This is a genomic window from Rhizobium sp. P28RR-XV (assembly GCF_012641385.1).
GTDB lineage: Bacteria > Pseudomonadota > Alphaproteobacteria > Rhizobiales > Rhizobiaceae > Rhizobium.
This window is the reverse complement of sequence record NZ_JABAIG010000005.1, coordinates 83369-104730: the sequence shown is the minus strand read 5'-3', so window position 1 is coordinate 104730 and position 21362 is coordinate 83369. Positions and strand designations below refer to the sequence as shown.

The following is a 21362-nucleotide window of genomic DNA, read 5'->3' as shown; positions in this document are numbered from 1 at the left end:
CCTTGATGGAAGACGACCGGAAGACGACGATCCCGGGGCAAGATCGAATAGCCCCACCTGCTGATGGTCGTGATCCAGACCGGGCTCTCGCACGCTTCCCATTCGACCGCATGACCGTGCAACGGTTCCGCCAGACATTTCCTCGCGCCCGATGGAGCGACCGGCTTCAGGCATGGACGGTACCGGGCAAGACCGCGCGGCGCCGGATTGACCGCTGGCTGGCACGGGAGGCCGCCAGGACTGACATTTTTGCAGAAGACCGCGGACGGGATGCTTACGCCTTCGAGCCGATCCTCAGTCCTTATCTCGAAGTCCAAGCCGAAGGCTTCCGAATTCGGACGCCGTATTCAAAGACCGTCATCGATGAGTTGCGTCAAATCCCTTTCGCGCGATGGGACAGCAACCATCGTGTTTGGCGGGTTCCTTTCGCCTCGTATGATGATCTTCAGCATCGCTGGGAAACCATCGAAAGGGCGGCCAAGCGCAACGAACCCGAGGAGCGCCGAAAGCGGGCCGAGGCACGCAGAGGCACTAAGGAAGAACTCTTATCAAAACGCCGCGCAGCCGAGCGCCGCCGCCGGCGCCTGCCCGTTCCTCATGACGATCTTCCACCGCTTTATCGGCCGATCGCGACCCCTGCCTACGGAATCGTCGTGATCACTGAAATTACCGGGGAGCTGGTGGACCCTATCGGTGTGGCAGATCTTTATGCCGATCTTAATGACGAGCAAGTCTGGTGCCATTGGCGACCGGCAACGCTGGAGGAGCTCATTCGCACATGGCCGGCGAAAGGCCCGGCCGGTGAATATGAGCGGATGCGTGGCTGGTGGCAGCCGACCATCGAGGAGTTGCGAGAGGCGCGACGGTCTGCCCGGTCACGGGAACGACGGCAAGGCCCAACGGCACCTATACTGGAATAATAATACCACCCCGGTATTCCTCGTTCTCTACCCCAGGCGTCCACATGTCGATGGTGGTCGACGGCGCACTTGTCTCTGTCGGCGATCTCGTGATCTGCACAGGCCCGAGGAGACGTAAGGAGAGCTTCCATTTCCACAGGAAAGCGGTTGTGGCCCTTACAGGCTGTGAAGCGCGTCCAGCGCTCGCCCTCACGCTTGAACTCATTCTTCGGCCCCGATGCGCGTAGCGTCGGAACGGCGTGCACCAATGTTGATCATGACCTCCATCGCGAGGCGCGGCGTGGTGCCAATGGCCCAATGGGCGCGAAACTTGTCGATCTCGTCAGGCGTCCTTGTATGAAAGCCGCCCTTTCGCTTGTTGATTGGCTCGATACCAACGGCGGTGTTATGACTGGCAAGCGCCCGCTTCTGAAAGCGGACCATGGCGAAACAAGATGACTATGTTCGATATACAATTAGAGTGCCAAGGCACGTCTATTCAGCGATTGAGGCTGCAGCCGACGTTGCGAACAGATCGGCAAATGCCGAGATAGTCGAGCGCCTTACGTCAGCAGTAGACAGCAGCCGACCGGAAAGGTCGCAACTCGAAGCGCGAATTACATCATCCATGGCTTCGGATCGCGGTCCTGATCACGATCACATTCGCCCTTAGCAGGCTGGTTGAGCGCCTTCGGCTTGGTGTGCCGGGTGCCGCCGCGGTGCCGATCATCACAGGGCGGCTTGAGCAACGGCTCTGGTAAGCGAGAAGCGATGCCAATGGTCAGGCTACCTTCGCAATCTTGCCCAGTCGCTTGATCGCCTGCTCTAACGGGCGCTGTCCATCAGAATAGTCCTCCCAGGCCGACGACCTTGCCAGCAGCGCTGGTACGGTCCGGATCGTGAATCGTTTCGGATCGAGGTCCGTTTTGACTTGCGCCCATGTGAGCGGCATCGAAACGGTCGCACCAGGTCTTGCCCTTGGAGACAAAGGAGCGACCGCCGTTGCCATGCGGTCATTGCGCAGATAATCGAGGAAGATGCGACCGCTGCGCAGGCTCTTGGTCATCTTGATGAGATAAAGATCAGGATTATCACAAGCCATATGCCGACAGATCTCATGAGCAAATTCCTTAGCCTCCGGCCACGAGAGCGGTTTGCGTTTGTTGACAGCAAGCGGCGTCACCACGTGCAAGCCCTTGCCACCGGTCGTCTTACAAAAACTGATCATGCCGAGTTCATCCAGCCGGTCACGCATCTCGCGCGCGGCGGCAACCACGGTGGAGAACGGTACGTCCGGTCCTGGGTCAAGATCGAAGACGAGGCGCCCCGGCACTTCCGGCTGCTCTGGCTCGCAATTCCATGGATGCAGCTCGAGTGCGGCGATCTGAGCCACGGCAGCCAGTCCCTCGACGCGGTCGATTTGGAGATAGGGTTTCTTGTCGCCGAAGACCTTCACCAATTCAAGCAGGTTCGACTGGCCTGGCATGGCATGCCGCTGGAAAAATTGTTCACCACCAATACCGTCGGGCGCGCGGATAATGGAACAGGGCCTGCCCCTGATATGCCCGATGACCCAGTGGCCGACCGCCTCGTAGTAGCGGGCAAGCTCTTCCTTGGTGACCGGTTCGCCGTCATTGGCGTCGGGCCAAAGCGGCTTGTCGGGGCTGGAGATTAGCACGCTCATGACATCGACCTTGGCACCTTTGCGACGAGATGGCGTCTTTGCCACCGGTGCCGGTTGCGGTACATCGGCTTTCGTGATCTTCGCTGGACGCTCGGCTTCGACTTCTTGAGCCGGCTTGTCCTCACGTAAGCCTTTGAAAGCTGCCTGCCGGACGAGACCGTCGGCCGTCCAGCCGGCGAACTCGATTTCCGCGACAAGGTCCGGCTTGAGCCATGTAATCTCCGGCGTTTTCTTTGGTGCGCCGATTCCTGCGAACGGCGATTTCGCAGCGGCAAGTGCCTTGAGCTTTGGAAGAAGGGTTTCGACCTTTTTCGTCCCGTAGCCCGTACCCACCCTTCCCACATACACAAGATGGTCGCCGCGGTGGACGCCGACCAGCAATGAACGGAACTTGCCGTTGGTGGTTGCGTAGGCGCCGATCACCACTTCATGGCCAGCCCGGCATTTCGATTTCGCCCAGGTCTCGGTGCGGCCGGACTGATAAGGTGCATCCGCCTGTTTCGAGACGATGCCTTCGAGAGACAGTTTACACGCCGACCTCAGCACAGCGTCACCGCCGGTCTCGAAATGTTCAACAAATCGGATGCGCGTGTCGTTGTCGCCATCTGCAAGTAATGCCTTCAGCCGGGCCTTTCGCTCGATGAGCGGCTCGGATCGCAGATCTTCCCCGCCATCGTAGAGGAGATCGAAGGCGAAGTAGACCAGATCGCCGGTCTTACCTTCGGAAAGAGCGGCTTGCAGGGCTGCGAAGTCCGGGGCTCCGTGTTCATCGAGAGCACATATTTCGCCGTCGATGATGCAGTCCGGCAATGACGAGGCCGAATCGGCGATCTGTGGATACTTGCCCGTCCAGTCGAGACCTTTCCGGGTCTTCAGCGTGACCTCCCCATTAAGGACACGCATCTGGATCCGATAGCCATCAAACTTGATTTCGTGGAGCCAGCCCGTGCCGGCCGGCGGACGCTCAAGTGTTTCGCACAGTTGAGGAGCAATGAAATCAGGAAGATCGACTGAGGTGATGGTGTCTGCCTTATCGTCATCCTGAGCGGCGACCTTGCGCTCGGCGGCGGCGAGCCCCTGATTGCTGTCCCATACCGCGTCGGCATCTACGTTGCCGCCTTCGACCATGAACGGTTTGGGCTTGCGGCCCTTGCCGGCTGCGATCATTTCCATCGTGCGGCCCGAGGCCACCGAAGTGGCGTTCTTTTCCAGGATCGCCGCACCATTCTCGTCAACCGAGAACTCGTCATGGTGCTTGATCAAAAGCCAGTTGGTCCGTTTGCCGCGATCGCGGTCGTTGCGCATGCGCACCAGCACGAAACTGCCGTGCAGGCGTTTCCCTTCGAGCGTGAACTTGAAATCGCCCTTTGCGAGTGCCTGTTGCGGGCTCCTTTTTCCCTCCGGCTCCCAATAGCCGCGATCCCAGAGCATCACCGTGCCGCCGCCATATTGGCCTTTGGGGATCGTGCCTTCAAAGTCACCGTAATCGAGTGGATGGTCCTCGACCTCGACCGCGAGGCGCTTGTCATGCGGATCGAGAGATGGCCCTTTGGTCACGGCCCAGGATTTGAAGACGCCATCGAGCTCAAGGCGAAGATCGTAGTGCAATCGGGTCGCATCGTGCTTCTGGATTATAAACCGTCGGCGGTTCGCGCGGGCGATCTGCGTTTCGCCGCTAGGCTCAGCCGTCTTCTGAAAATCACGCTTCGATCGGTAGGTGGATAATGTGTCGCTGGCCATCTTGATTCCCGGCTGCTTGGCATAGGTGTCTAGGAGGCAATCACTTCTGATCCAGTCCAGGAGGCGTGGTGCTCCCGCCGGACGTCCTTCAGGCGTTTTTCGCGTCGATCGTGGCGTTCCGCTCTCAGCGGGAAAGTTGGCCGTCTGGTCGTTCGAGGCGCCTTTGGTCGATCGTTCAAACTAGAACTGGGCGTTTTATCGGCCATATCGAGTCTCCTTTTTCTGGAAACTCCTCGGCAGGCGTTTTGTGCCGGTGCGTAAAATAAAATGCCGCCATATCCGCGCCGTGCCAGACTGGACAGGCAATCCAAAGGAAGTATTTGGCCCGAGCACCCGTGCATTCGCGCGAACCAATCGACTTGAAGTGCGTTGTTCTCTCAGAAACAACAAGGAGACATCCTAATGGATTGGAATCGCGTCGAAGGAAATTGGAAGCAGATCAAGGGCAAGATCAAGGAGCAGTGGGGCAAGCTGACGGATGACGATCTTGATCAGATCGCCGGCAAGCGGGATCAGCTCGAAGGAAAGATCCAGGAACGCTACGGCATCGAGAAGGATCGCGTACGGTCGGATGTCGATGATTGGTATAATCGTCAGAACTGGTAGGCGAAAGGAGCGTTTTGGTAACAGGAGGCTCTTTAAAAACCCGCCCATATCATTCGCACCGAGGCCTACGCGTGCTTTAGGCAAGTAGGCGCTACGGCGGGTTCGCCCTTACGGCAAGCGATGGCATATTCGATGGCACTTAGTAGGTCCGAAGCTGAGACGGGCTTGGAAAGTACACCGATTGCATCCGAATTTGCGATGACGGCCTCGGGATTGGCCGTCGTGAATATGATGGTAACGCCATGCGTTTGTCGTAAATAAGCGGCCGAGGTGGGACCGGTAGGCCCATCGCTGAGATTAACATCAACGAGAGCGATATCGACTGTTGCGCCAAGCTTCCGAGCATCGGCAGCGTTGGTGACGGGTCCTGCGACCTCGTAGCCCAAGGAGCGCAAGACGTACTCCATATCAAGGCCAATCAGGAGTTCATCTTCGACAACGAGGATTCGCATGATGGTCTCTAACAAAGCCGTTAAGAAATTTGTCCGATATCGCCAGTCGTTCCCAAGGACGACTGCCTATACTTGCACCGGCAGTCGCATTCACCTCATCCCAGGCCAAACGAAGGCTGACGACGCTTTCGGGGCACTCGAACACCTCTCCAATAAAAAAGTTCCGCGGCACATCATCTAGTCGAACGAACAGAGTGCCGGACGCCAATTTGGCCCACTGACATTCATCGCTCCGCCGGCCTGACAGCACTGCATTGCCTTTGAAGCGCCTTGGCTGGATTCCCACTTTTCAGCGCATAGGATAATGCTATTCTTCCCGCGGTCTCCCGGCCGGCGACGGCGAAGCCCTGGCCAATGCTTTGGCTCGCAAACCTGAAATAATGGCTCGTCTCATTTTGCAATCTTGTGGTGAACGCAAAAAGGCAAGAGGAATAAGTGTCACGAAAACCCAAAGACGGTCATCCGGGTGAGACGATCGTACCGCCTCTTGTCAACGTACAGCCCGGGCCTCCGGCCGCCGCTCCACTGTCAGCCGAGGCGTGGCTTGCGGCCATTGTCGAAAATTCTGACGACGCCATTATCAGCAAATCCGTAGACGGCATTATCACAAGCTGGAACAAGAGCGCCGAGCAGCTGTTCGGCTTCGTTGCGTCGGAGGCAATAGATCAGCCCATCACCATTATCGTTCCGCCCCACCTCTTGGAGGAAGAAGACACCATCATCTCCTCCATTCGGGCGGGCGAGCGGATTGAACATTTTGAAACGGTGAGACGCCGTAAAGATGGAACGCTGGTGGACGTTTCGCTCACCGCTTCCCCCGTGCGAGACAAGAATGGCACGATCATCGGCGCCTCCAAGATTGTCCGTGACATTTCGGAGCGAAAGCGGCTGGTCGAGCGGCAGGACCTGCTTCTACGAGAAATGAATCACCGCGTGAAGAACCTGTTCGCCGTCGTGAATTCGCTCGTTTCCATGCGTGAAAAGACTGCAACAAGCGTCAGTGCCTTGGCCGATGACCTTCGTGGACGGATCAGGGCCTTGGCCGCAGCGCATAGCCTCACGATGCCCGCGACGGACAGTGCCTCTCAATCAAGTGTTTTGGTAAGCCTCTTTGCTCTCATTCAAGCTATTTTCACAGCCCATCAAGACAAGGATAATGAACGCATCGTGGTCAGAGGCAGTGATATCCAAGTGAGTGCTTCGGCCCTCACTTCGCTCGCAATGCTTTTTCACGAGTTCGTGACCAATTCTATAAAGTACGGCGCGCTTTCGACGATCGCTGGTCATATCGAAGTTGAAATAAAGAACGAAGATGGTCTTTTGCTGGAATGGGTGGAAATCGGCGGCCCTCGCATTCACATGCCCGCCGGACCGAGCGGCTTCGGCTCACGACTGGAGCGCCTGACGATTGAAAGCATGAACGGTTCGATCAGCCGTGACTGGAAACCCGAGGGGCTGAGTCTTGCCCTGAGGATACCGAGCCAGTCCCTTTTGGCGAAATAATATCACGAGACAAGCCAGGCTGCCGGATTGCGGAAGGGTCAGAGAGCCATGTGCCAAGATCCCTCGGACTCATCTGTCTTGGCACCAGGAAACGAAGCGTACTTGACTCAATCGCAAATGAGAACATAATAAGAACAAATTGCCGGAGCGGTCACCGGCCGCGCAATTCCATATCGACGAATCCGCATTTGGAACTCCCTTCTAGGGGGTGCAGGAAGAGATTGCCTCATGACAGCCGTAGCCACTCAGAGAGATGAACCACAACCCGACCAGGTGAATACCGCACTCGATCTGTTCGAGGGCGATGCTAACGCCACGATCGGCGCCTTGCTCAACGAGCTGCAATTCGTTCGTGGCCAACTAGCTCTTTGCGGGGCTGGAATGAGCGTCGGCTTCACCCGTGGCTGGGTTCCGACCTTTGACAGCGAAGGAGGGAGCAATGTTTGAATATTCGAGAGAGCCCAGGCCAAGAGATGCCTTCTCAGCATCACACCGGACGAGGCGATGGCCCTCTATGAGTTTGTCGGCCATTTGAACCGGCACGCCTTCGACACTTTTAAAGATGATGTTCCCAGCTTTCGCGGCAAGTCGAGTGACATGCGTCATCATCTCGATGTCATGCGCGACCTCTTGGAAAACGTGATGAACTATCCGACTTTGGATGACGAGCTTGACTGGGATGAACCAAAGCCAGTTTCCACGGACGAAGTCCATGGTTTGCTGCTGACGGAGATCGGTAACTGGTCTGGCATTCGATTCCTTCGGATTGCGGTTTACTGGAAAGACGCACGCAGATGTTTTGGTATCCTTGAACTTGCAATCGACGACGAGGCGGTGAAACCTGCGGCCTCTTTGAGGTCGAAGATCTTGCCGGCAATCCAATCGATTGCGGGCCTGGCTGGACCCAATCCGGCGCCGATCTCGATGCGACATCCGCATCTTCATCAATGCGTTCCCGCTGCAGCAGTTGGAAGCGCGCAATGAAGACTGCATCAATGAAATGCTCGCGGCAAAAGTCGCCTGATTGTGAGCGGCCTGAAGTAAAGCGGCGTGGCTGTGCTGGTTACAAACCATATGGTCGCCTCCTTTAGCCATATGTGATATTCGATTGCCAAAGGCGGCAAATCAGTTCACCTTCCGCGCATGTTCGATATCGCGCAACCCTTCGTGACCGATGACGATCCTGACAGGTACATCCGCTGCCAGGACGCGCTGCAGGGCGCTTTTCGGGATTTGCTAGGTTCTGCGGTCGAGGCTGGATGGGCAGAGCGCGAGATCTTGCTTGCGATCGCCGACTTGGTGGACAATCAGCTCCTCTCACTCGAAGCCAACCGAAACACGGAAAGCCTCATCGCGCTGTTGAAACGGATGACCTAAACCTCCTCCCGGGCCGCCATACGATGAGCCTCTCAGGCACCCGAAAGCTTCCAACATCCCCCTTCTTGAAGATGGTTTTTAGCGCTCCTAAATCACCTCCACTCAACGCCATGAAAGGAGGTACGTGATGGCACTCGAGTTGTTTGACCGGCCGCTCTACGCGCGGCGAAAATACATTGTCCAGGAAATCACCGGTCTGGACGATGTCTTCGACTTTCTCGACGAATGGCCGAAGGAAAAGCGGGATCTCACCTACGAGGTAATGTTGAAAGCCTGCAGAATGGCCGCGAACCGTGAATTGCCTGTATCGGTCATTGCGGAGAATTTCCGGCGCTTTCTCAAGCGACACGGAAGGCTGGCGGATATAGAGGATATGCCTATGCATTTTCGGCGCGCCAAAGACAGCAACGTTTCCAACAATTAAGTCAGCGACCGTATCAAGGGCCGGATAGAGTTTCGGCCCTCTTTATTCGTCGCCTGCATTCCGGAGCGCTATTTCAAGTCGCTCACCAGCTGAAGCGAGGACCGAAAGAGCCATAGGAACCCGGTGCCGACCCGCCTGGATCCAGCTGATTGTCGCGTTGGACTCTCTCTTCCCATCGCCGGCGGTCGGCCGCTTTGTCTTTGGCGTTATCGGGATCTGTCGATTTGCTCGCGGTTACGGAGCGAGATTGACCGCCATGTCCGCCGATCGTCGAGCAGGAAACGACGAAAACGGACGGAAAAATAATCAGAACGCCTAAAGCAGCTGCCCTGGTAAACCCGTAGTAGAACGGCTGCATAGACATGCCTCATGCTCTCTTTAACCATCTGCAATAACGAGAGATGTTATTCGATTTCGCGCCGAGTGGAAACCAGAGGCTATCGGATTCCATGTGATGGACGGTACCGCTGCCGGCTCCATCGGACACACCGCGTCCACTGCATGTCACAAGCTATATTTGGAGGTCGCGCTGAAGGCGACCATCGCTCACTGAAAATTCCTGGATTTCACCTTCAACGTATCGATATGCCGATCAGGCTCATAAATCTCCCGCACCTTCATCACGGCCCGCTCCCGTGAATCCGGCGTCCCTGGCGTCCCATGCGCGAATTCATCGCCGCGACCGGTCGGCAGCTTGAACGTCTCATCGCGATCGGCAAGACCGGAGAGATCGGCGGTCAAATCAAAAAGCTGCTGAGCAACGAGATGCACGACCTCGCCTTCGCGCTGGATGCGGCCATTGATCGCCATCATGCTGGATCCAAGCACGACCTGCCGGCGGCGCTCGAAGAGTGTTGGCCAGACGACGACGTTGGCCGGGCCGGTCTCGTCCTCGACGGTCAGGAACACGACGCCCTTGGCCGAGCCCGGCTTCTGTCGCACCAGCACGAGGCCTGCCGTCATCAGCCAACGGCCATCACTAGATGACATCGCCTCTTCGCAGGTGACGATATTGCGTGACGCGAGATCCTTGCGCAGGAAAGCGATCGGATGCTGGCGCAGCGTCAGACCCGTATGGCTATAGTCGTGGATGACGTTATGCCCCTCTGTCATCTGGCGAAGGCTGACCTGAGGCTCCTGCTGCTCGGCGATTGTTTTGCGCTCCCGCTTGGCGGCCGCCGCAAAGAGCGGCAAGGGCTCGTCGCGCAGCGCCTTGATCGCCCAGAGCGCATCGCGGCGCTGCAGCTTGAGCGACGACAGAAAGGCGTCCGCCTCGGCGAGCTCCACCAGCGACGCCGCCGGCACGCCTGATCGCCGCCACAGATCATCAATACTGTCGAAGGGGTGATCGGCCCACGCAGCCACGATGCGAGCAGCATCGATCTGGGCAAGCCATGGACCATGCGCATGCCAAGGCGAACGGCATGAGCGTTGCTGCCGTCGATCGGCTCCAGCGTGCAGTCCCATCTCGACCGGTTGATACAGGCCGGCCGGACTTCGACACCATGCTTACGGGCGTCGCCGACGATCTGGGCCGGCGCATAAAAGCCCATCGGCTGCGAGTTCAACAAAGCCGCGCAAAAGGCGTCGGGATAATGGCATTTACCGAGCGCGCGATGGAGATGCTTGGCGCTCGCCGCTGCGCGCGGCGGTTTTACGCGTTGGTGCAGCTCTCAAAATCCGCTGATTATGCGGATCTTGGATCCATCGCTGAAGCGGCTGAATCTGAAATCCTGCGGGTCGACAAGCGGCGGCGTGCCGGTGATAAGATCTGCCATAAGCCTGCCGGCGGCAGGGCCGATGCCGAACCCGTGGCCGGAGAAACCGGTGGCGATGAAAAAGCCCGGCGTCTGCTCGACTGGCGAAATGACTGGTATCGCATCCGGCGTGACGTCGATCTTGCCCGCCCATCGCTGGGCGATCTCTGCCTTCTCGAAGGCCGGAAACGCCTTGCGCAGGTTCGCGAGCGCCTTGTCCTGAAGGTTAAAAGAGGGCTTGGGGTCGAGGACTCGGTTATATTCGAAAGGCGACGCCTCGTCCATCTTCCATCTCCTGGCGATGCGTGCTTCGTCGACGAAGCCCATGCCCGCCCGCAATATGAGCGACCGCCATTCGGCGCCGAGCGCAGGCAAGAAGTCGCGCAAGAACCGAAAGCTGTCAGGAGTGATGTCGACGATGTTTTCGAAGCCATTGGCGACCGTGTAGCCGCCGTCCTGGCGCTTGCGGATGGCAAAACCATTCGTCCAGATCGCCGATTCCGGCCCGTTTTCGAGGGGCTTGGTACGGATCACCGAATTCGTGACCTTGAGCTGTGGCAGCCGGATGCCGGCATTGCCGGCAAACAGGCTCGACCAGGCGCCGCCGGCAAGCACAGCGGCGTCACAGGCGATGTAGCCTCGTTCGGTGAAGACGCCGCAGACCTTGCCGGCCTTCAGGTCGATGCCGCGCACCGCACATTCGGTGAGCACATGCGCGCCGCGGTCGCGTGCGCCCTCGGCGATCGCTGGGGCCGCCCGCTGCGGTTCGGCCCGCCCATCGATGGCGGTATACAGCGCACCCTTGACGTCCAGCCGAGATCCCGGGTTCATCGCCGTGAACTCCTCGGCGGTCAGCATCCGCGTATCGAGCTGGTAGCCTTCGAGGTTCTTCATCCAGTTGCGATGATCCTCCACCTCTTTGTCCGTCAGGCAGGCGAAGGTGATCCCGGCGCGGCTGTATCCGACATCGCGGCCAAGCTTTTCGTTTAGGCCCGGCCACATGCGCAACGCCTCCGCCATCAGCGGAACTTCGCGTGGGTCGCGGCGGGTGATCCGGACCCAGCCCCAGTTGCGGCTGGACTGTTCATGACCGATGCCACCCTTCTCGCACAAGGCAACTTTCAGGCCGCGTTCGGTAAGCTCGAGCGTCGTCGACGCTCCGATGATACCGCCACCAATGACGACGACATCGACCTTCTCAGGAAGGTCTGCGTCTCCATGGAACGGGACGACATAAGGACCGGGCATTTTCGATAGGGCTCCGTGATTCGCAGGCTCTGCGGATTGAGGGATGTTTCGGCGAGTGGGGTACCTAGCCGTGAAGCTCGAGGCGACCAGCGGCCGGGGTGGTGGAAAAACGGTCAGAGCGAAATGCCGACAGATCATGCAACGGCGACCGGCCGCTGACGAGATCAGCAAGGATCTTCCCGGTCACCGGGCCGAGGCAGAAACCGTGGCCGGAAAAACCCATGCCGACGACGAGGCCCTCGACGCCGGGCACATGATCGAGGACCGGGACGGCATCGGGCGTCAAGTCGAGAAGCCCGGCCCAGCATTCCTCGATCGGCGTCGCGTCGAGACCCGGCAGCAGGAAAGCCAGCTTCTCGATGATTTCGCGCAGGCTCGATAGCGGCGGGCGAATGACCGGCCGGGCACCGGCCGCAGTTTCCATGATTTCCATCGCTCCGCCCCAGGGCAGCGCCCCACTGGTGATCCGTAAACGGCCACTTGCCTCCTGGCGCCCGGCCCAGTCGCCGCCGGAAACGCCGATCACCTGTTCCAGAACCGGAGGGATCGGAACGCTGCGGATGACAGCGACCATCGGCGTCTCGATCGGCACCCGCACGCCCAGTGGCTTCAGCAATTCATTCCCCATGACGCCGGCGACCAGCACGACGCCGTCGGCGGCGATCCGGCGCTCGACAGTTCGCACGCCGCACACCTTTCCGCCCGAAACCTCGATCGCTTCGACGGCTTCCGCCATGATACGCGTCACGCCAAGACGATCGAGCATCCCCATATAGGCGGCACTTGTCGCTTGCGGATCGGCATGACCATCGCTCGCGCAGAAGGAAGCGCCGAGTATCGTCGGAGAAACCGCCGGAGCAATGGCGCGCACATCGTCATTGCTGGCGAGGAAGGTCAGGTCGAGCCCCAACTCTCGCTGCCCGCGCACCATGGTGCGGATCTGCTCGTATTCCTCCGCATTGCGAGCAAGGCGCAGATTTCCCTTGCGCCGGTAGTGGGTTGGGGCACCGAGCTCCTGGTGCAGCGTCTGCCAGATCTCGATTGCTTCCATTGCCAATGGCAGCTCGGCGGGATCGCGACCTGACTGGCGAACGCCGGCGAGTGTCCAACCGGAGGCCATCGCCGCCGGCCCGAACCGGTCGATCACGGCGACACTGGCGCCTGCTTTCGCCAATGTATAAGCCGTCGCGGCGCCGCTGATACCCGCACCGATGACGGCAACGTCGAACTTTTCCACTCTGCGCTCCTGCTGATCGCCACGCGGCGTATTGCTGATTAAGTTTGGCCGGACGGGGTCAACCACCCGATCCGACCAGATGATTGCCGCGTTTCATCGACGCGGCGCGAGGGATATCAGCCTTTCGGCACGACCATCGCAAACTTGCGGAAGGACTTCAGCACCTCAAGGGAAATCGGCGCGTTGACCGGCACGTTGACAATGTCGCCGGGACCGATACGACGGATAGCCTCGCCGGCGACCTGGCAATCGGCCTCGCCTTCCATGACGATGAAACTCTCGGCCAGCGGTCGCGCCGGATAGGTGTAGAGGCCGGGCGCGGCACCCCAGACGGCGACCTTCGTTGCCGCGTCCGCATCGCCCTCGTCGACCCAGATCATCCGTCGATAGGATCGCGCGCCATTGGCGGCAATCGCCGCCTCGCTACGGCCAGCCTCGTCGTCGATACGCTGAAAAATCGTCATTTTGCGTCCTTGCTCTCAGTGATGAGGCGGCAGTTCGATACCGCCGCGTTTGCTCATGAAATTGTCGACCAGCCGCATTTCGCGCAGCTTGTAGCTTGGCGCGTAGTCCATCCAGCGCGGCGCCTGATGCAGTGGTTCGATGCGCAGGTCGAGATCCCTTTCCGATACGCCGATGGCCCAGTCGGAAAGGATGCCGCCGAGCATCGTCCCGGTTGGCACGCCGCGCCCGGAAAGACCGGTCAGCGCCACGACGCCAGGCGCCAGCCCGTAGAGACGCGGGACGGTGCGGTACTGCATGTCGAGTTCGCCGAACCAGTAATAGTCCCAACTGACCTCCTCGGTGATCTGCGGATAAAGCCACAACAGCTTGTCGGTCATCACCCGCTTCGTATAGGCGGGGTCGCGACCGCGCTGGCCGAGGATGAACATCGAGGCGACAATGCGATTGTCGGCCGTCCACTTGTAGCAGTAGAAATCGCCGCGCCCGTCGATCATCGAATTGTTGTCGGGCAGCACGGTCTCACGGGTGCGGTCCGAAAGACAGTTCGTGGCGCAGACGTAGATCGGCAGGATGCGGTAGCTCTTCTCGAGGTCTGGCCAGCCGTCAACCGTATAGGCCCCGGTCGCGAAAATCACCTTGTCGGCGATCACATGACCACGGTCGCTGATGACCTTCCACTTTGCTCCCTGCCGTTCGCACCTGTTGGCAGGCGATCCGGTATAAAGTGCTGCGCCTTCGGACATCGCCCCGCGTGCCAGACCACGCGCGTATTTCAGGGGATGAAGATGCGCGCCGTCCTCGTTGATCCAGCCACCATGCATTCTGGGCGATCCGGTAATAGCAATCGCTTCATCTCGACCCAGCATGCGTGTCTTCGCGCCGACGGCATTGTAGCTTTCGGTCTTGTGCTCAAGGGCCGGAACATGGCCCGGCCGCATCGCGCCGATCACCAGCCCGTTCTGCACCCATTCGCAATCTATGCCGTAGTGGGCGATATATTCGCCTGCCTTGTCTGCCGCCCTTGTCTGGCGTCGGATGAGGCGCTCCGCCCAGGGCTCGCCAAGCAGCGAGCGGACCTTTTCAAGCGTGTAGTAGGAAAATGTCGGGCTGCAATGGCCGGCGTTGCGTCCGGAGCCGCCATAACCTGCTTCCCGCCGTTCGAGCAGCGCCACCGATACACCCTTGCGGCTGAGTTCAATGGCCGTCGTCAGGCCGGTGTATCCAGCGCCGACGATGCAGACGTCGACCGTCGCCTCGCCGACAAGCGGCCCCGTCTCAGGTGCGGGCTGGGCTGATGCGTACCAATAGGATTCGTCGAACGGCGCGAACTTAGTCACGTGAAGTCCCCTTTGAATGGTATCTGCCGGCTCATGGCGCGATCGCGTCCAGTGGAATGGCGCCGAACGGCCCTAACTTCGGCGACCTGAAGATCGACAGGTCGTGGTCCGTCTTTTCCTCCAGCGCCAGTTTCGCGGCGATCTCGCCGAAGACAGGCGACAGCTTGAAGCCATGACCAGAAAAGCCGTAGAGCGTCACGAGATTGGAGCAGTCGGGATGGACGTCGACGACCGCATTGCCGCTCTCGGTCCAGCTGTCCATGTAGGCACCGATGCGGACGGGGTCAGGTATGACGCCGGGCAGGTATTGCTTGATCATCCGCCGCCAGCGCACGAACCATTCCGGATTGACGTTGCGGTCGAGCTTCGCGGCATCCTCGAATACATCATGCGATCCGTTGCGGGAGATCTTCATCATGCCGCCGTCGATGATCGGCCAGGCGCAGAAATCGAGGCCGCCTGAAAGGCGCAGTAGCACGGGGAATACGTCGGAACGAAACTGCGCATCGTTCTCCGTGCGGTACCAGGCCAGCACGATACGAACCAGCTTGTGATTGTCGGCGGTGCCCGGCAACAGGTGGCGTGTCCAGGGGCCCATGGCCAGGATGAGCTTGCGGACTCGCCATTCTCGCGTATCCGTGTAAACCGTAGCGCCATCGGCACCGAACTGGATGTCGCGGATCGGCGTATAGCGATGCAGTTCCGCACCCAGCGCTTCGGCCCTGCGGGCGGCGGTCATTGTCGCCCGGTCCGGCTGAACATAGCCGGCCCAGCGGTCGAGAACGGCGACCTCGCCGCGATCCAGCGTATGAACCGGATAACGCTCCTTGACCTGCGCGGCGGTGAGGACTTCGTGGTCGATCTCGTAGTTCCTGCAGGAGGCGATGACGTTGCGCATATACACGCTGTCCTCGTGGGCGATCGACAGCGCGCCAATGAGGTTCAGGAGATCGACACCTGTTTCGCCCTCCAGCTCACGCCAGATTTCCCGCGACTTGATCAGCAGCGGGACATAGGCCGGCCCCTCCTTGTAGGCTGTCCTGAATATCCGGCTTTCGCCGCCACTGGCGCTCTGGTCATGCCCCGGAGCGAACCGATCCCATCCAAGAACGCTGACACCACGCTTGGCAAGCCGCCAGACCGCCATACTTCCCATGGCGCCCAGACCGACCACTCCAACATCCGCATGGTAGCTCATTTATCCGTCCCTCTGCCCGTAGGCGAGTGCTCCGTTTCTCGTATTGCCGCAGCGTGCCGCGACGATTGTCATGCCGTCGAAGACGAATCCCGCCAGCCCGGAATGGCTTCGACAAGGCTCCGCGTGTAAGGATCCTTCGGAGCTGAGAACAATTCGTGTGCCGGCGCGAGTTCGACGATGCGGCCACGCTGCATGACGGCGATGTTGTCGCAGATCTGGCTGGCAACGCGCAGATCATGCGTGATGAACAACATGGCCACATGCGTCTCCTGTTGGATCTCGTCGAGAAGCTGCAGCACCTGTGCCTGGATCGAGACATCGAGCGCAGAGACCGCCTCGTCCGCGATCAGCAGCACGGGATTGAACATCAAGGCCCGCGCAATGCCGATACGCTGCCGCTGGCCGCCGGAGAACTCGTGCGGATAGCGGTCCATCGCCTGCTCCGGCAGTCCAACCCGGTTCAACAGGCGTAGCGCGTTTGCGCGCGCCTCGTCGCGCGACATGCCGAAGGTCATTGGTCCGCAGATCAGGGAATGCTCGATCGAGTGACGCGGATTGAGCGAGGCGAAGGGGTCCTGAAAGACCATCTGGATGTAGGGACGCTTTGCGCGGAACTGCGATTCCTTCAGCGGTAAGATATCGCCACCGTCCAGCACGATTCGGCCTGAGTCACTGTCGAGCAGCTTCATCACCATCCGTCCGAGCGTCGATTTGCCCGAACCGGATTCGCCGACGATGCCGATGGTTTCACCCTTTCTCAGCCGAAAACTTACCTCGTTCACCGCCAGCACGATGCTCGTCTTTCCGAAGAGCCCGCCGGCGGTCTTGTAGGTCTTGCAGACATTGTGAACATCGAGCACGACAGGGCTGCCCTCGCGGACGGCGGCGCGCGCCTCGGTGCGCATCGTGGGTATTGCCGCTAGCAAGCGTTGTGTATACGGCTCCTTGGGCGCGCGAAGCACCTCGTCGGCCGTCCCTTGCTCCACCAGATGCCCTTTCTCCATGACGATCACCTTGTCGGCGATGTCGGCGACGACGCCGAAATCATGGGTGATGAACATCACCGACATCTTTTTCTGCCGCTGCAGCCGCTTGATGATCTCGAGAATCTGGGCTTGCGTCGTGACGTCGAGGGCGGTCGTCGGCTCGTCGGCGATCAAGATGTCCGGGTCGAGCGCCAGAGCCATGGCAATCATCACGCGCTGACGCTGGCCGCCCGAAAGCCGGAACGGATATTGATGTGCGATCGCCGGCGGACTGGGCAGACCGACGATCTCCAGAAGCTCGATCACACGCGCCCAACGGTTTGGGGGCGCGACATCGGGGTGGGTCAGCATGACCTCCTCGATCTGTTGTCCTACCGTCATCAGCGGGTTCAGCGCCGAAAGCGGATCCTGGAAGATCATCGAAACGACGCGGCCGTTCAGGCTGGTCCGCTCTTTCGCCGTCAGCGTCGCGATATTACGACCATGCAGGGTGATCGAACCGCTCTCGATCGTCAGCGGCGGCGGCAGCAGGCCCATGATAGCGTTGGCGGTCACCGACTTGCCCGATCCGGATTCCCCGACGATGCAGAGAATCTCACCCGCCTCGAGCGAGAAGGAAATGCCTTCGACGGCATAGCTTCGGTCGGCGACCTTCGGTAGGGCAACCGTCAGGTTGTCGATGGTCAGTACGGATTTCAGGGAAACCTCCGTCGTGGCGGCAGTGGATTCGGCATCCTGGTCGGCGCGAGACGTCATCATTGAATGTCACCCCGCACGTCCAGAGCGTCGCGCAGCCCGTCGCCGATGAAGTTGAAGCCGGTAACAGCCAACGTGATGGCAATGCCGGGGACAATGGCGAGCCACGGCGCCGTCTGCAGATACTGCTGCGCGCCATTCAGCATGTTGCCCCAGGACGGTAAAGGCGGCTGGATCCCATAGCCGAGGAAGGAGATGTAGGCTTCGAGCAGGATGGCGTTGGCGATGGTCAACGTCGCCGAGACGATGATCGGGCCCATGACATTGGGCAGGATTTCCCGGAACATCACCCGGTTCGGCGTCAGCCCGAGCATCGTCGCAGCCAGCACGAATTCCCGGTGCCGGAGCGAGCGTACCTCCGCATCGACGACGCGGGCAACCTGCATCCAGCTGGTAATAGCGATGATCACAGTAATCATGACCGGGCTAGGCTTGATAAAGGCGGCGAGCGTCAACATCAGGAACACGCTCGGATAGGCGAGGAAGCCATCGACGATACGCATCAGGACGGCACCGACGCGGCCACTGTAGTAGCCGGATATCGTGCCGACGACGGTGCCGAATATCGTCGAAATGACCATCGCTGCAACACCGGCGGCGAGTGACACGCGGCCCGCCATGAAGAGGCGTGCAGCAACATCGCGGCCGAGCGGATCGGTGCCGAAGATATGCGCGCCGGAAAATGGCGGAGCGTTCCTGGCCCGGAGATCGATGTGCAATTGATCGTAAGGGATCAGGCCCGGGCCGAATATGCTGGCAAGGATAAGGGCGCAGACCACGACGAAGCCGAAGACGGCAAGCTTGTGATACATAAAGCGCCGCAAGACCCGATTGCGCGAGCGCGTGGGAACGAAAGCATCTGTAGAAGCAATTGTCATCGTTCGATCCTCATGCCAGCCGAATTCGGGGGTCGATGAAGGCGGTCAACAGATCGGCCAGAAGGCTGCCGACAACCGTAAGGATCGCCGAGAACATCAGCAGGCCCATAATGACGGGATAGTCGCTGTAACCCAGACTATCGAGGAAGAGGCGCCCCATTCCCGGCCAGGTGAAAACAGTTTCGGCGACCAGCGCACCACCGAGCAGCTGCGGCAGCTGCATGCCGGCGAGCGTGATCATCGGCAGCATGGCGTTTCGGGCGACGTGCCGCCGCATGACGATGCGCTCGGGAACGCCTTTCGCCCGGGCTGTGTTGACGAATTCCTGGCCGATCGCCTCCAGCATCGAGGAACGCATGTAACGGCTCCAGATGGCAACGTTGACGAGCGCGAGGACGGCGGAGGGCAGGACGAGGTGGTGCAGATAGTCGAGCGCCGTCTCATTGCCCACAGTGTACATGTTGCCGGCCGGGAACCATCCAAGATCGAGCGCAAAGATGTAGATCGCCACCAGTCCGAACCAGAAGGTCGGGATGGAGAGCGCGATCATCGTACCGATCGTCATCGTATGGTCGAAGATCGAATAGCGCTTAATAGCACTCTTCATGCCAATCCAGGTACCAAGACCGATGGCGATCGCCGTTGAGCTACCCATCAGCAGCAGCGTCGCGAAGAGGTGTTCGCCGATGATCGTCAGTACCGGACGCCCGTCGCGGAACGACCGGCCCCAATCGCCACGCACCAAGCCCCAGAGCCAATCGAGATACTGGATCAAGATTGGCCGATCCAGACCCATCTGGTGCGCGATGCGATCGAGGTCCGCCTTGCTGATGCCAGGCGTGAGCGCGAACTTCGACATCGGACCGCCGGGCGCAAGCATCAGGACGCAAAAGCCGATCAGCGAAATGACGAACAGCAAGATGAAACTCTGACCCAATCTGCCGAGGAGAAAACGTGTCATCGGTCGATCTCCGTTTTACCAAGTGAAGAGCGTCGGGCCTGAAGGCCCGACGGACGACGTTAGCTCCAGCGCCAGCTGTTGACGTTCCAGGTGTCGATCCGGACGTTGACGTTCGGAACAAATCCCTCGAAGCCCTTCTTGTAACCGCGCAAGTCGGTGAACTGGTGCAGCGGCAGGAAGGGCAGCTCTTCGCGAACGAGCTCCTGCATCTTCACGTAGATCTTCTTGCGCTCTTCCGGAACGAAGACCTGCGCGCCGTCCGTGAGCAGCTTGTCGACTTCCTCGCTCTTCCACTGCCAGGTGTTCTGGCCCGAGCCGCCCTGGGCCGGGATCGCCTTCGACGAGAAATAGTCGGACGTATCCGGATCGCCGCCGGTCAGGAAGACAATGCCGGCGATCGCGCTCTGGAACTGCGACATCATCCAGTTGTCGCCCCACATGACGGCCGGTGGCATGTTGCGGATCGTCATTTCGGCGCCGATCTGGGCGAAGGTCTGCTGCATGAACTGCTGCATCTGCTCGCGCAGGTGATTGCCGACTGTCGTCGAATTCTCGAACGACAGGCGCAGGCCGTTCTTCGCGCGAACGCCGTCAGAGCCCCTGGTCCAGCCGGCGCTGTCGAGAAGCGCGTTTGCCTTGTCGATGTTGAACTCGTGCTTCGGCAGGTCCGGATTGTAGTAGAAGGCCTGCTGCGGCATGTAGCTTTCAGTTGCGACGGGAAGACCGAAGTAGAGAGCATCGATGATCGAGGCCTTGTCGATCGCCATGTAGAGCGCCTGGCGCACGGCCTTGTCCTGGAAGACAGGCAGGCCGAGGTTCAGCGATAGCGTTTCGATCGGGCTGCCGGGGGCCTTAACGACCGTGCGGTCGGCAAGCTTCGAGGCCTCGTCGTAGTGCTCGGCGCTGATGCCCTGCAGGCCGGTGACGTCGAGGTCGCCGGTCTTGAACTGGGCGTACATGACAGTCAGGTCGGGAATGTATTTGACGATCAGGCTCTTCACATAGGGCCCATCGCCGTAATAGGCGGTGTTGGCCTCGAGCTCGATGTAGTCACCGGCGACGCGGTTCTTCCATTTGTAGACGCCGGTACCGACAGGTGCGTTGTTGAACGGCGTATTGTTCAGGTCAGCCTGGCCGTCGAAGGCGTGCTTCGGCACGATGAAGGTCGAGGCGAGGATCGACGCATAAGGCGCGTAGGGCTTGGCCATCATCCACGTCAACTCGGTCGGCGAGACGACGGTCAGGTCGCGGACGAGATCGTGGCCGGTGTGACGCCAGCTGTTGAATTTCGGGTTGACGAGCAGCTCGAGGGTGAACTTGACGTCCTCGGCGGTGAACGGCTTGCCATCATGCCAGGTGACCCCGTCGCGCAGCTTCAGATGCCATTTCAGGCCGTCGGCAGAAATGCCGCCATTGGCGACGGTCGGGACCTCGGCCGCCAGGCATGGGAAGAAACCGCCCTTGTCGTCGACGCCGAAAAGCGGATCGAAGATCGCGAAATAGATGCCCTCATCGACTTCGATGTGCAGAAGATGCGGATTGAAGACCGTCGGCTCCTGCGAGAAGCCGAGAACGGTCTGGCCCTTGGGCTCTTCCTTGGCGAAGGCTGCGCCTGAACCGAGCAGACCTGGCATGGCAGCCCCGGCGGCACCGATACCGAGCATGGCGAGCACCTGGCGTCGGTTGGCATGAAATGGATTAAGCGTCATGATGAACTGTTCCCTTTGTTATAGAGTGTTGGCTTCACGGAATGTCGCGCGGCATCACCCCGTCCGCATTCCAGCGGACGGATCTCTCCTTGACTCCCAGGGGAAAGGCAGCGGCCTTTCTAGATCAGTTCCGGCGCCGCAGTTC

Annotated in this window: 20 protein-coding genes and 1 pseudogene; 8 read left to right on the top strand and 13 right to left on the bottom strand. The window is 59.8% G+C overall.

The annotated features are described in order from the left end of the window. Positions 1–5: 5 nt before the first annotated feature. Positions 6–920 carry a hypothetical protein gene (locus HGP12_RS12110; protein WP_205926437.1) on the top strand — a complete coding sequence of 305 codons (915 nt, stop codon included), beginning with the start codon at positions 6–8 and terminating at the stop codon, positions 918–920. Between the two features lie 201 nt (positions 921–1121). On the opposite strand, the gene HGP12_RS12105 is transcribed toward HGP12_RS12110, so the two are convergent. After that, positions 1122–1343, bottom strand: coding sequence for a hypothetical protein (locus HGP12_RS12105; RefSeq protein ID WP_168878879.1), 222 nt, complete (start codon positions 1341–1343; stop codon positions 1122–1124). Between HGP12_RS12105 and HGP12_RS34780 the strand changes: the two genes are divergently transcribed. Further along, a complete protein-coding gene (locus HGP12_RS34780; RefSeq protein WP_168878878.1) occupies positions 1342–1572 on the top strand; it encodes an Arc family DNA-binding protein in 231 nt (76 codons plus the stop codon). The two genes, HGP12_RS12105 and HGP12_RS34780, sit on opposite strands and share 2 nt — an antisense overlap. Positions 1573–1680: 108 nt before the next feature. On the opposite strand, the gene ligD is transcribed toward HGP12_RS34780, so the two are convergent. Next, positions 1681–4323 (bottom strand): DNA ligase D, encoded by a 2643-nt coding sequence (gene ligD, locus HGP12_RS12095; protein WP_168878877.1) that lies wholly within the window; start codon positions 4321–4323, stop codon positions 1681–1683. 402 nt (positions 4324–4725) lie between these two features. Between ligD and HGP12_RS12090 the strand changes: the two genes are divergently transcribed. Then, positions 4726–4929: a CsbD family protein gene (locus HGP12_RS12090; RefSeq protein ID WP_168878876.1), complete on the top strand. Its 204-nt coding sequence runs from the start codon at positions 4726–4728 to the stop codon at positions 4927–4929. A 65-nt stretch (positions 4930–4994) separates the two neighbouring features. Here the strand turns inward: HGP12_RS12090 and HGP12_RS12085 are convergent, their stop codons facing one another. Next, a complete protein-coding gene (locus tag HGP12_RS12085) occupies positions 4995–5381 on the bottom strand; it encodes a response regulator (RefSeq protein ID WP_168878875.1) in 387 nt (128 codons plus the stop codon). 435 nt (positions 5382–5816) lie between these two features. Here HGP12_RS12085 and HGP12_RS12080 point away from each other — a divergent pair, with 435 nt between their 5' ends. From HGP12_RS12080 to HGP12_RS12060, 5 genes are all read left to right on the top strand, one after another. After that, positions 5817–6884 (top strand): sensor histidine kinase, encoded by a 1068-nt coding sequence (locus tag HGP12_RS12080; protein WP_205926436.1) that lies wholly within the window; start codon positions 5817–5819, stop codon positions 6882–6884. Between the two features lie 228 nt (positions 6885–7112). Continuing rightward, positions 7113–7331: a hypothetical protein gene (locus HGP12_RS12075; protein ID WP_168842935.1), complete on the top strand. Its 219-nt coding sequence runs from the start codon at positions 7113–7115 to the stop codon at positions 7329–7331. A 57-nt stretch (positions 7332–7388) separates the two neighbouring features. Next, positions 7389–7868: a hypothetical protein gene (locus tag HGP12_RS12070; RefSeq protein ID WP_168878874.1), complete on the top strand. Its 480-nt coding sequence runs from the start codon at positions 7389–7391 to the stop codon at positions 7866–7868. A gap of 159 nt (positions 7869–8027) precedes the next feature. Continuing rightward, positions 8028–8261, top strand: coding sequence for a hypothetical protein (locus HGP12_RS12065; RefSeq protein WP_168842933.1), 234 nt, complete (start codon positions 8028–8030; stop codon positions 8259–8261). Positions 8262–8388: 127 nt separating this feature from the next. After that, on the top strand, positions 8389–8685 hold the full coding sequence (locus HGP12_RS12060; RefSeq protein ID WP_168878873.1) for a DUF982 domain-containing protein: 297 nt from the start codon (positions 8389–8391) through the stop codon (positions 8683–8685). A gap of 546 nt (positions 8686–9231) precedes the next feature. On the opposite strand, the pseudogene HGP12_RS12055 reads toward HGP12_RS12060, so the two are convergent. From HGP12_RS12055 to HGP12_RS12010, 10 genes and pseudogenes are all read right to left on the bottom strand, one after another. Then, a pseudogene (locus HGP12_RS12055) lies at positions 9232–10289 on the bottom strand (OB-fold nucleic acid binding domain-containing protein); the annotation flags it as partial. Between the two features lie 69 nt (positions 10290–10358). Next, a complete protein-coding gene (locus tag HGP12_RS12050) occupies positions 10359–11690 on the bottom strand; it encodes an FAD-binding oxidoreductase (RefSeq protein ID WP_168878872.1) in 1332 nt (443 codons plus the stop codon). A gap of 64 nt (positions 11691–11754) precedes the next feature. Then, a complete protein-coding gene (locus tag HGP12_RS12045; protein ID WP_168842930.1) occupies positions 11755–12927 on the bottom strand; it encodes an NAD(P)/FAD-dependent oxidoreductase in 1173 nt (390 codons plus the stop codon). 116 nt (positions 12928–13043) lie between these two features. After that, entirely contained in the window at positions 13044–13391 is a 348-nt protein-coding gene (locus HGP12_RS12040; protein WP_168878871.1) for a cupin domain-containing protein, read from the bottom strand. Positions 13392–13406: 15 nt separating this feature from the next. After that, positions 13407–14729: an NAD(P)/FAD-dependent oxidoreductase gene (locus tag HGP12_RS12035; protein ID WP_168878870.1), complete on the bottom strand. Its 1323-nt coding sequence runs from the start codon at positions 14727–14729 to the stop codon at positions 13407–13409. Positions 14730–14760: 31 nt separating this feature from the next. Next, complete coding sequence (gene solA, locus HGP12_RS12030) at positions 14761–15927, bottom strand: N-methyl-L-tryptophan oxidase (RefSeq protein WP_168842927.1); 1167 nt, start codon at positions 15925–15927, stop codon at positions 14761–14763. Positions 15928–15995: 68 nt separating this feature from the next. Then, on the bottom strand, positions 15996–17672 hold the full coding sequence (locus tag HGP12_RS12025; RefSeq protein ID WP_246703339.1) for an ABC transporter ATP-binding protein: 1677 nt from the start codon (positions 17670–17672) through the stop codon (positions 15996–15998). Further along, the gene (locus HGP12_RS12020; RefSeq protein WP_168842926.1) at positions 17669–18547 is read right to left on the bottom strand and encodes an ABC transporter permease; all 879 of its coding nucleotides are present in this window, start codon (positions 18545–18547) and stop codon (positions 17669–17671) included. Before HGP12_RS12020 ends, HGP12_RS12025 begins: the two co-directional genes overlap by 4 nt. A gap of 10 nt (positions 18548–18557) precedes the next feature. Then, complete coding sequence (locus HGP12_RS12015; RefSeq protein ID WP_168842925.1) at positions 18558–19508, bottom strand: ABC transporter permease; 951 nt, start codon at positions 19506–19508, stop codon at positions 18558–18560. 59 nt (positions 19509–19567) lie between these two features. Further along, positions 19568–21217: a peptide ABC transporter substrate-binding protein gene (locus HGP12_RS12010; protein WP_168842924.1), complete on the bottom strand. Its 1650-nt coding sequence runs from the start codon at positions 21215–21217 to the stop codon at positions 19568–19570. Between the last annotated feature and the right edge of the window lie 145 nt (positions 21218–21362).

Coding starts and splice junctions, on each gene's coding strand:
- HGP12_RS12110 (WP_205926437.1), top strand. CDS start 6: ATGGAAGACGACCGGAAGACGACGATCCCGGGGCAAGATCGAATAGCC.
- HGP12_RS34780 (WP_168878878.1), top strand. CDS start 1,342: ATGGCGAAACAAGATGACTATGTTCGATATACAATTAGAGTGCCAAGG.
- HGP12_RS12105 (WP_168878879.1), bottom strand. CDS start 1,343: ATGGTCCGCTTTCAGAAGCGGGCGCTTGCCAGTCATAACACCGCCGTT.
- ligD (WP_168878877.1), bottom strand. CDS start 4,323: ATGGCCAGCGACACATTATCCACCTACCGATCGAAGCGTGATTTTCAG.
- HGP12_RS12090 (WP_168878876.1), top strand. CDS start 4,726: ATGGATTGGAATCGCGTCGAAGGAAATTGGAAGCAGATCAAGGGCAAG.
- HGP12_RS12085 (WP_168878875.1), bottom strand. CDS start 5,381: ATGCGAATCCTCGTTGTCGAAGATGAACTCCTGATTGGCCTTGATATG.
- HGP12_RS12075 (WP_168842935.1), top strand. CDS start 7,113: ATGACAGCCGTAGCCACTCAGAGAGATGAACCACAACCCGACCAGGTG.
- HGP12_RS12070 (WP_168878874.1), top strand. CDS start 7,389: ATGGCCCTCTATGAGTTTGTCGGCCATTTGAACCGGCACGCCTTCGAC.
- HGP12_RS12065 (WP_168842933.1), top strand. CDS start 8,028: ATGTTCGATATCGCGCAACCCTTCGTGACCGATGACGATCCTGACAGG.
- HGP12_RS12060 (WP_168878873.1), top strand. CDS start 8,389: ATGGCACTCGAGTTGTTTGACCGGCCGCTCTACGCGCGGCGAAAATAC.
- HGP12_RS12050 (WP_168878872.1), bottom strand. CDS start 11,690: ATGCCCGGTCCTTATGTCGTCCCGTTCCATGGAGACGCAGACCTTCCT.
- HGP12_RS12040 (WP_168878871.1), bottom strand. CDS start 13,391: ATGACGATTTTTCAGCGTATCGACGACGAGGCTGGCCGTAGCGAGGCG.
- solA (WP_168842927.1), bottom strand. CDS start 15,927: ATGAGCTACCATGCGGATGTTGGAGTGGTCGGTCTGGGCGCCATGGGA.
- HGP12_RS12025 (WP_246703339.1), bottom strand. CDS start 17,672: ATGATGACGTCTCGCGCCGACCAGGATGCCGAATCCACTGCCGCCACG.
- HGP12_RS12020 (WP_168842926.1), bottom strand. CDS start 18,547: ATGACAATTGCTTCTACAGATGCTTTCGTTCCCACGCGCTCGCGCAAT.
- HGP12_RS12015 (WP_168842925.1), bottom strand. CDS start 19,508: ATGACACGTTTTCTCCTCGGCAGATTGGGTCAGAGTTTCATCTTGCTG.
- HGP12_RS12010 (WP_168842924.1), bottom strand. CDS start 21,217: ATGACGCTTAATCCATTTCATGCCAACCGACGCCAGGTGCTCGCCATG.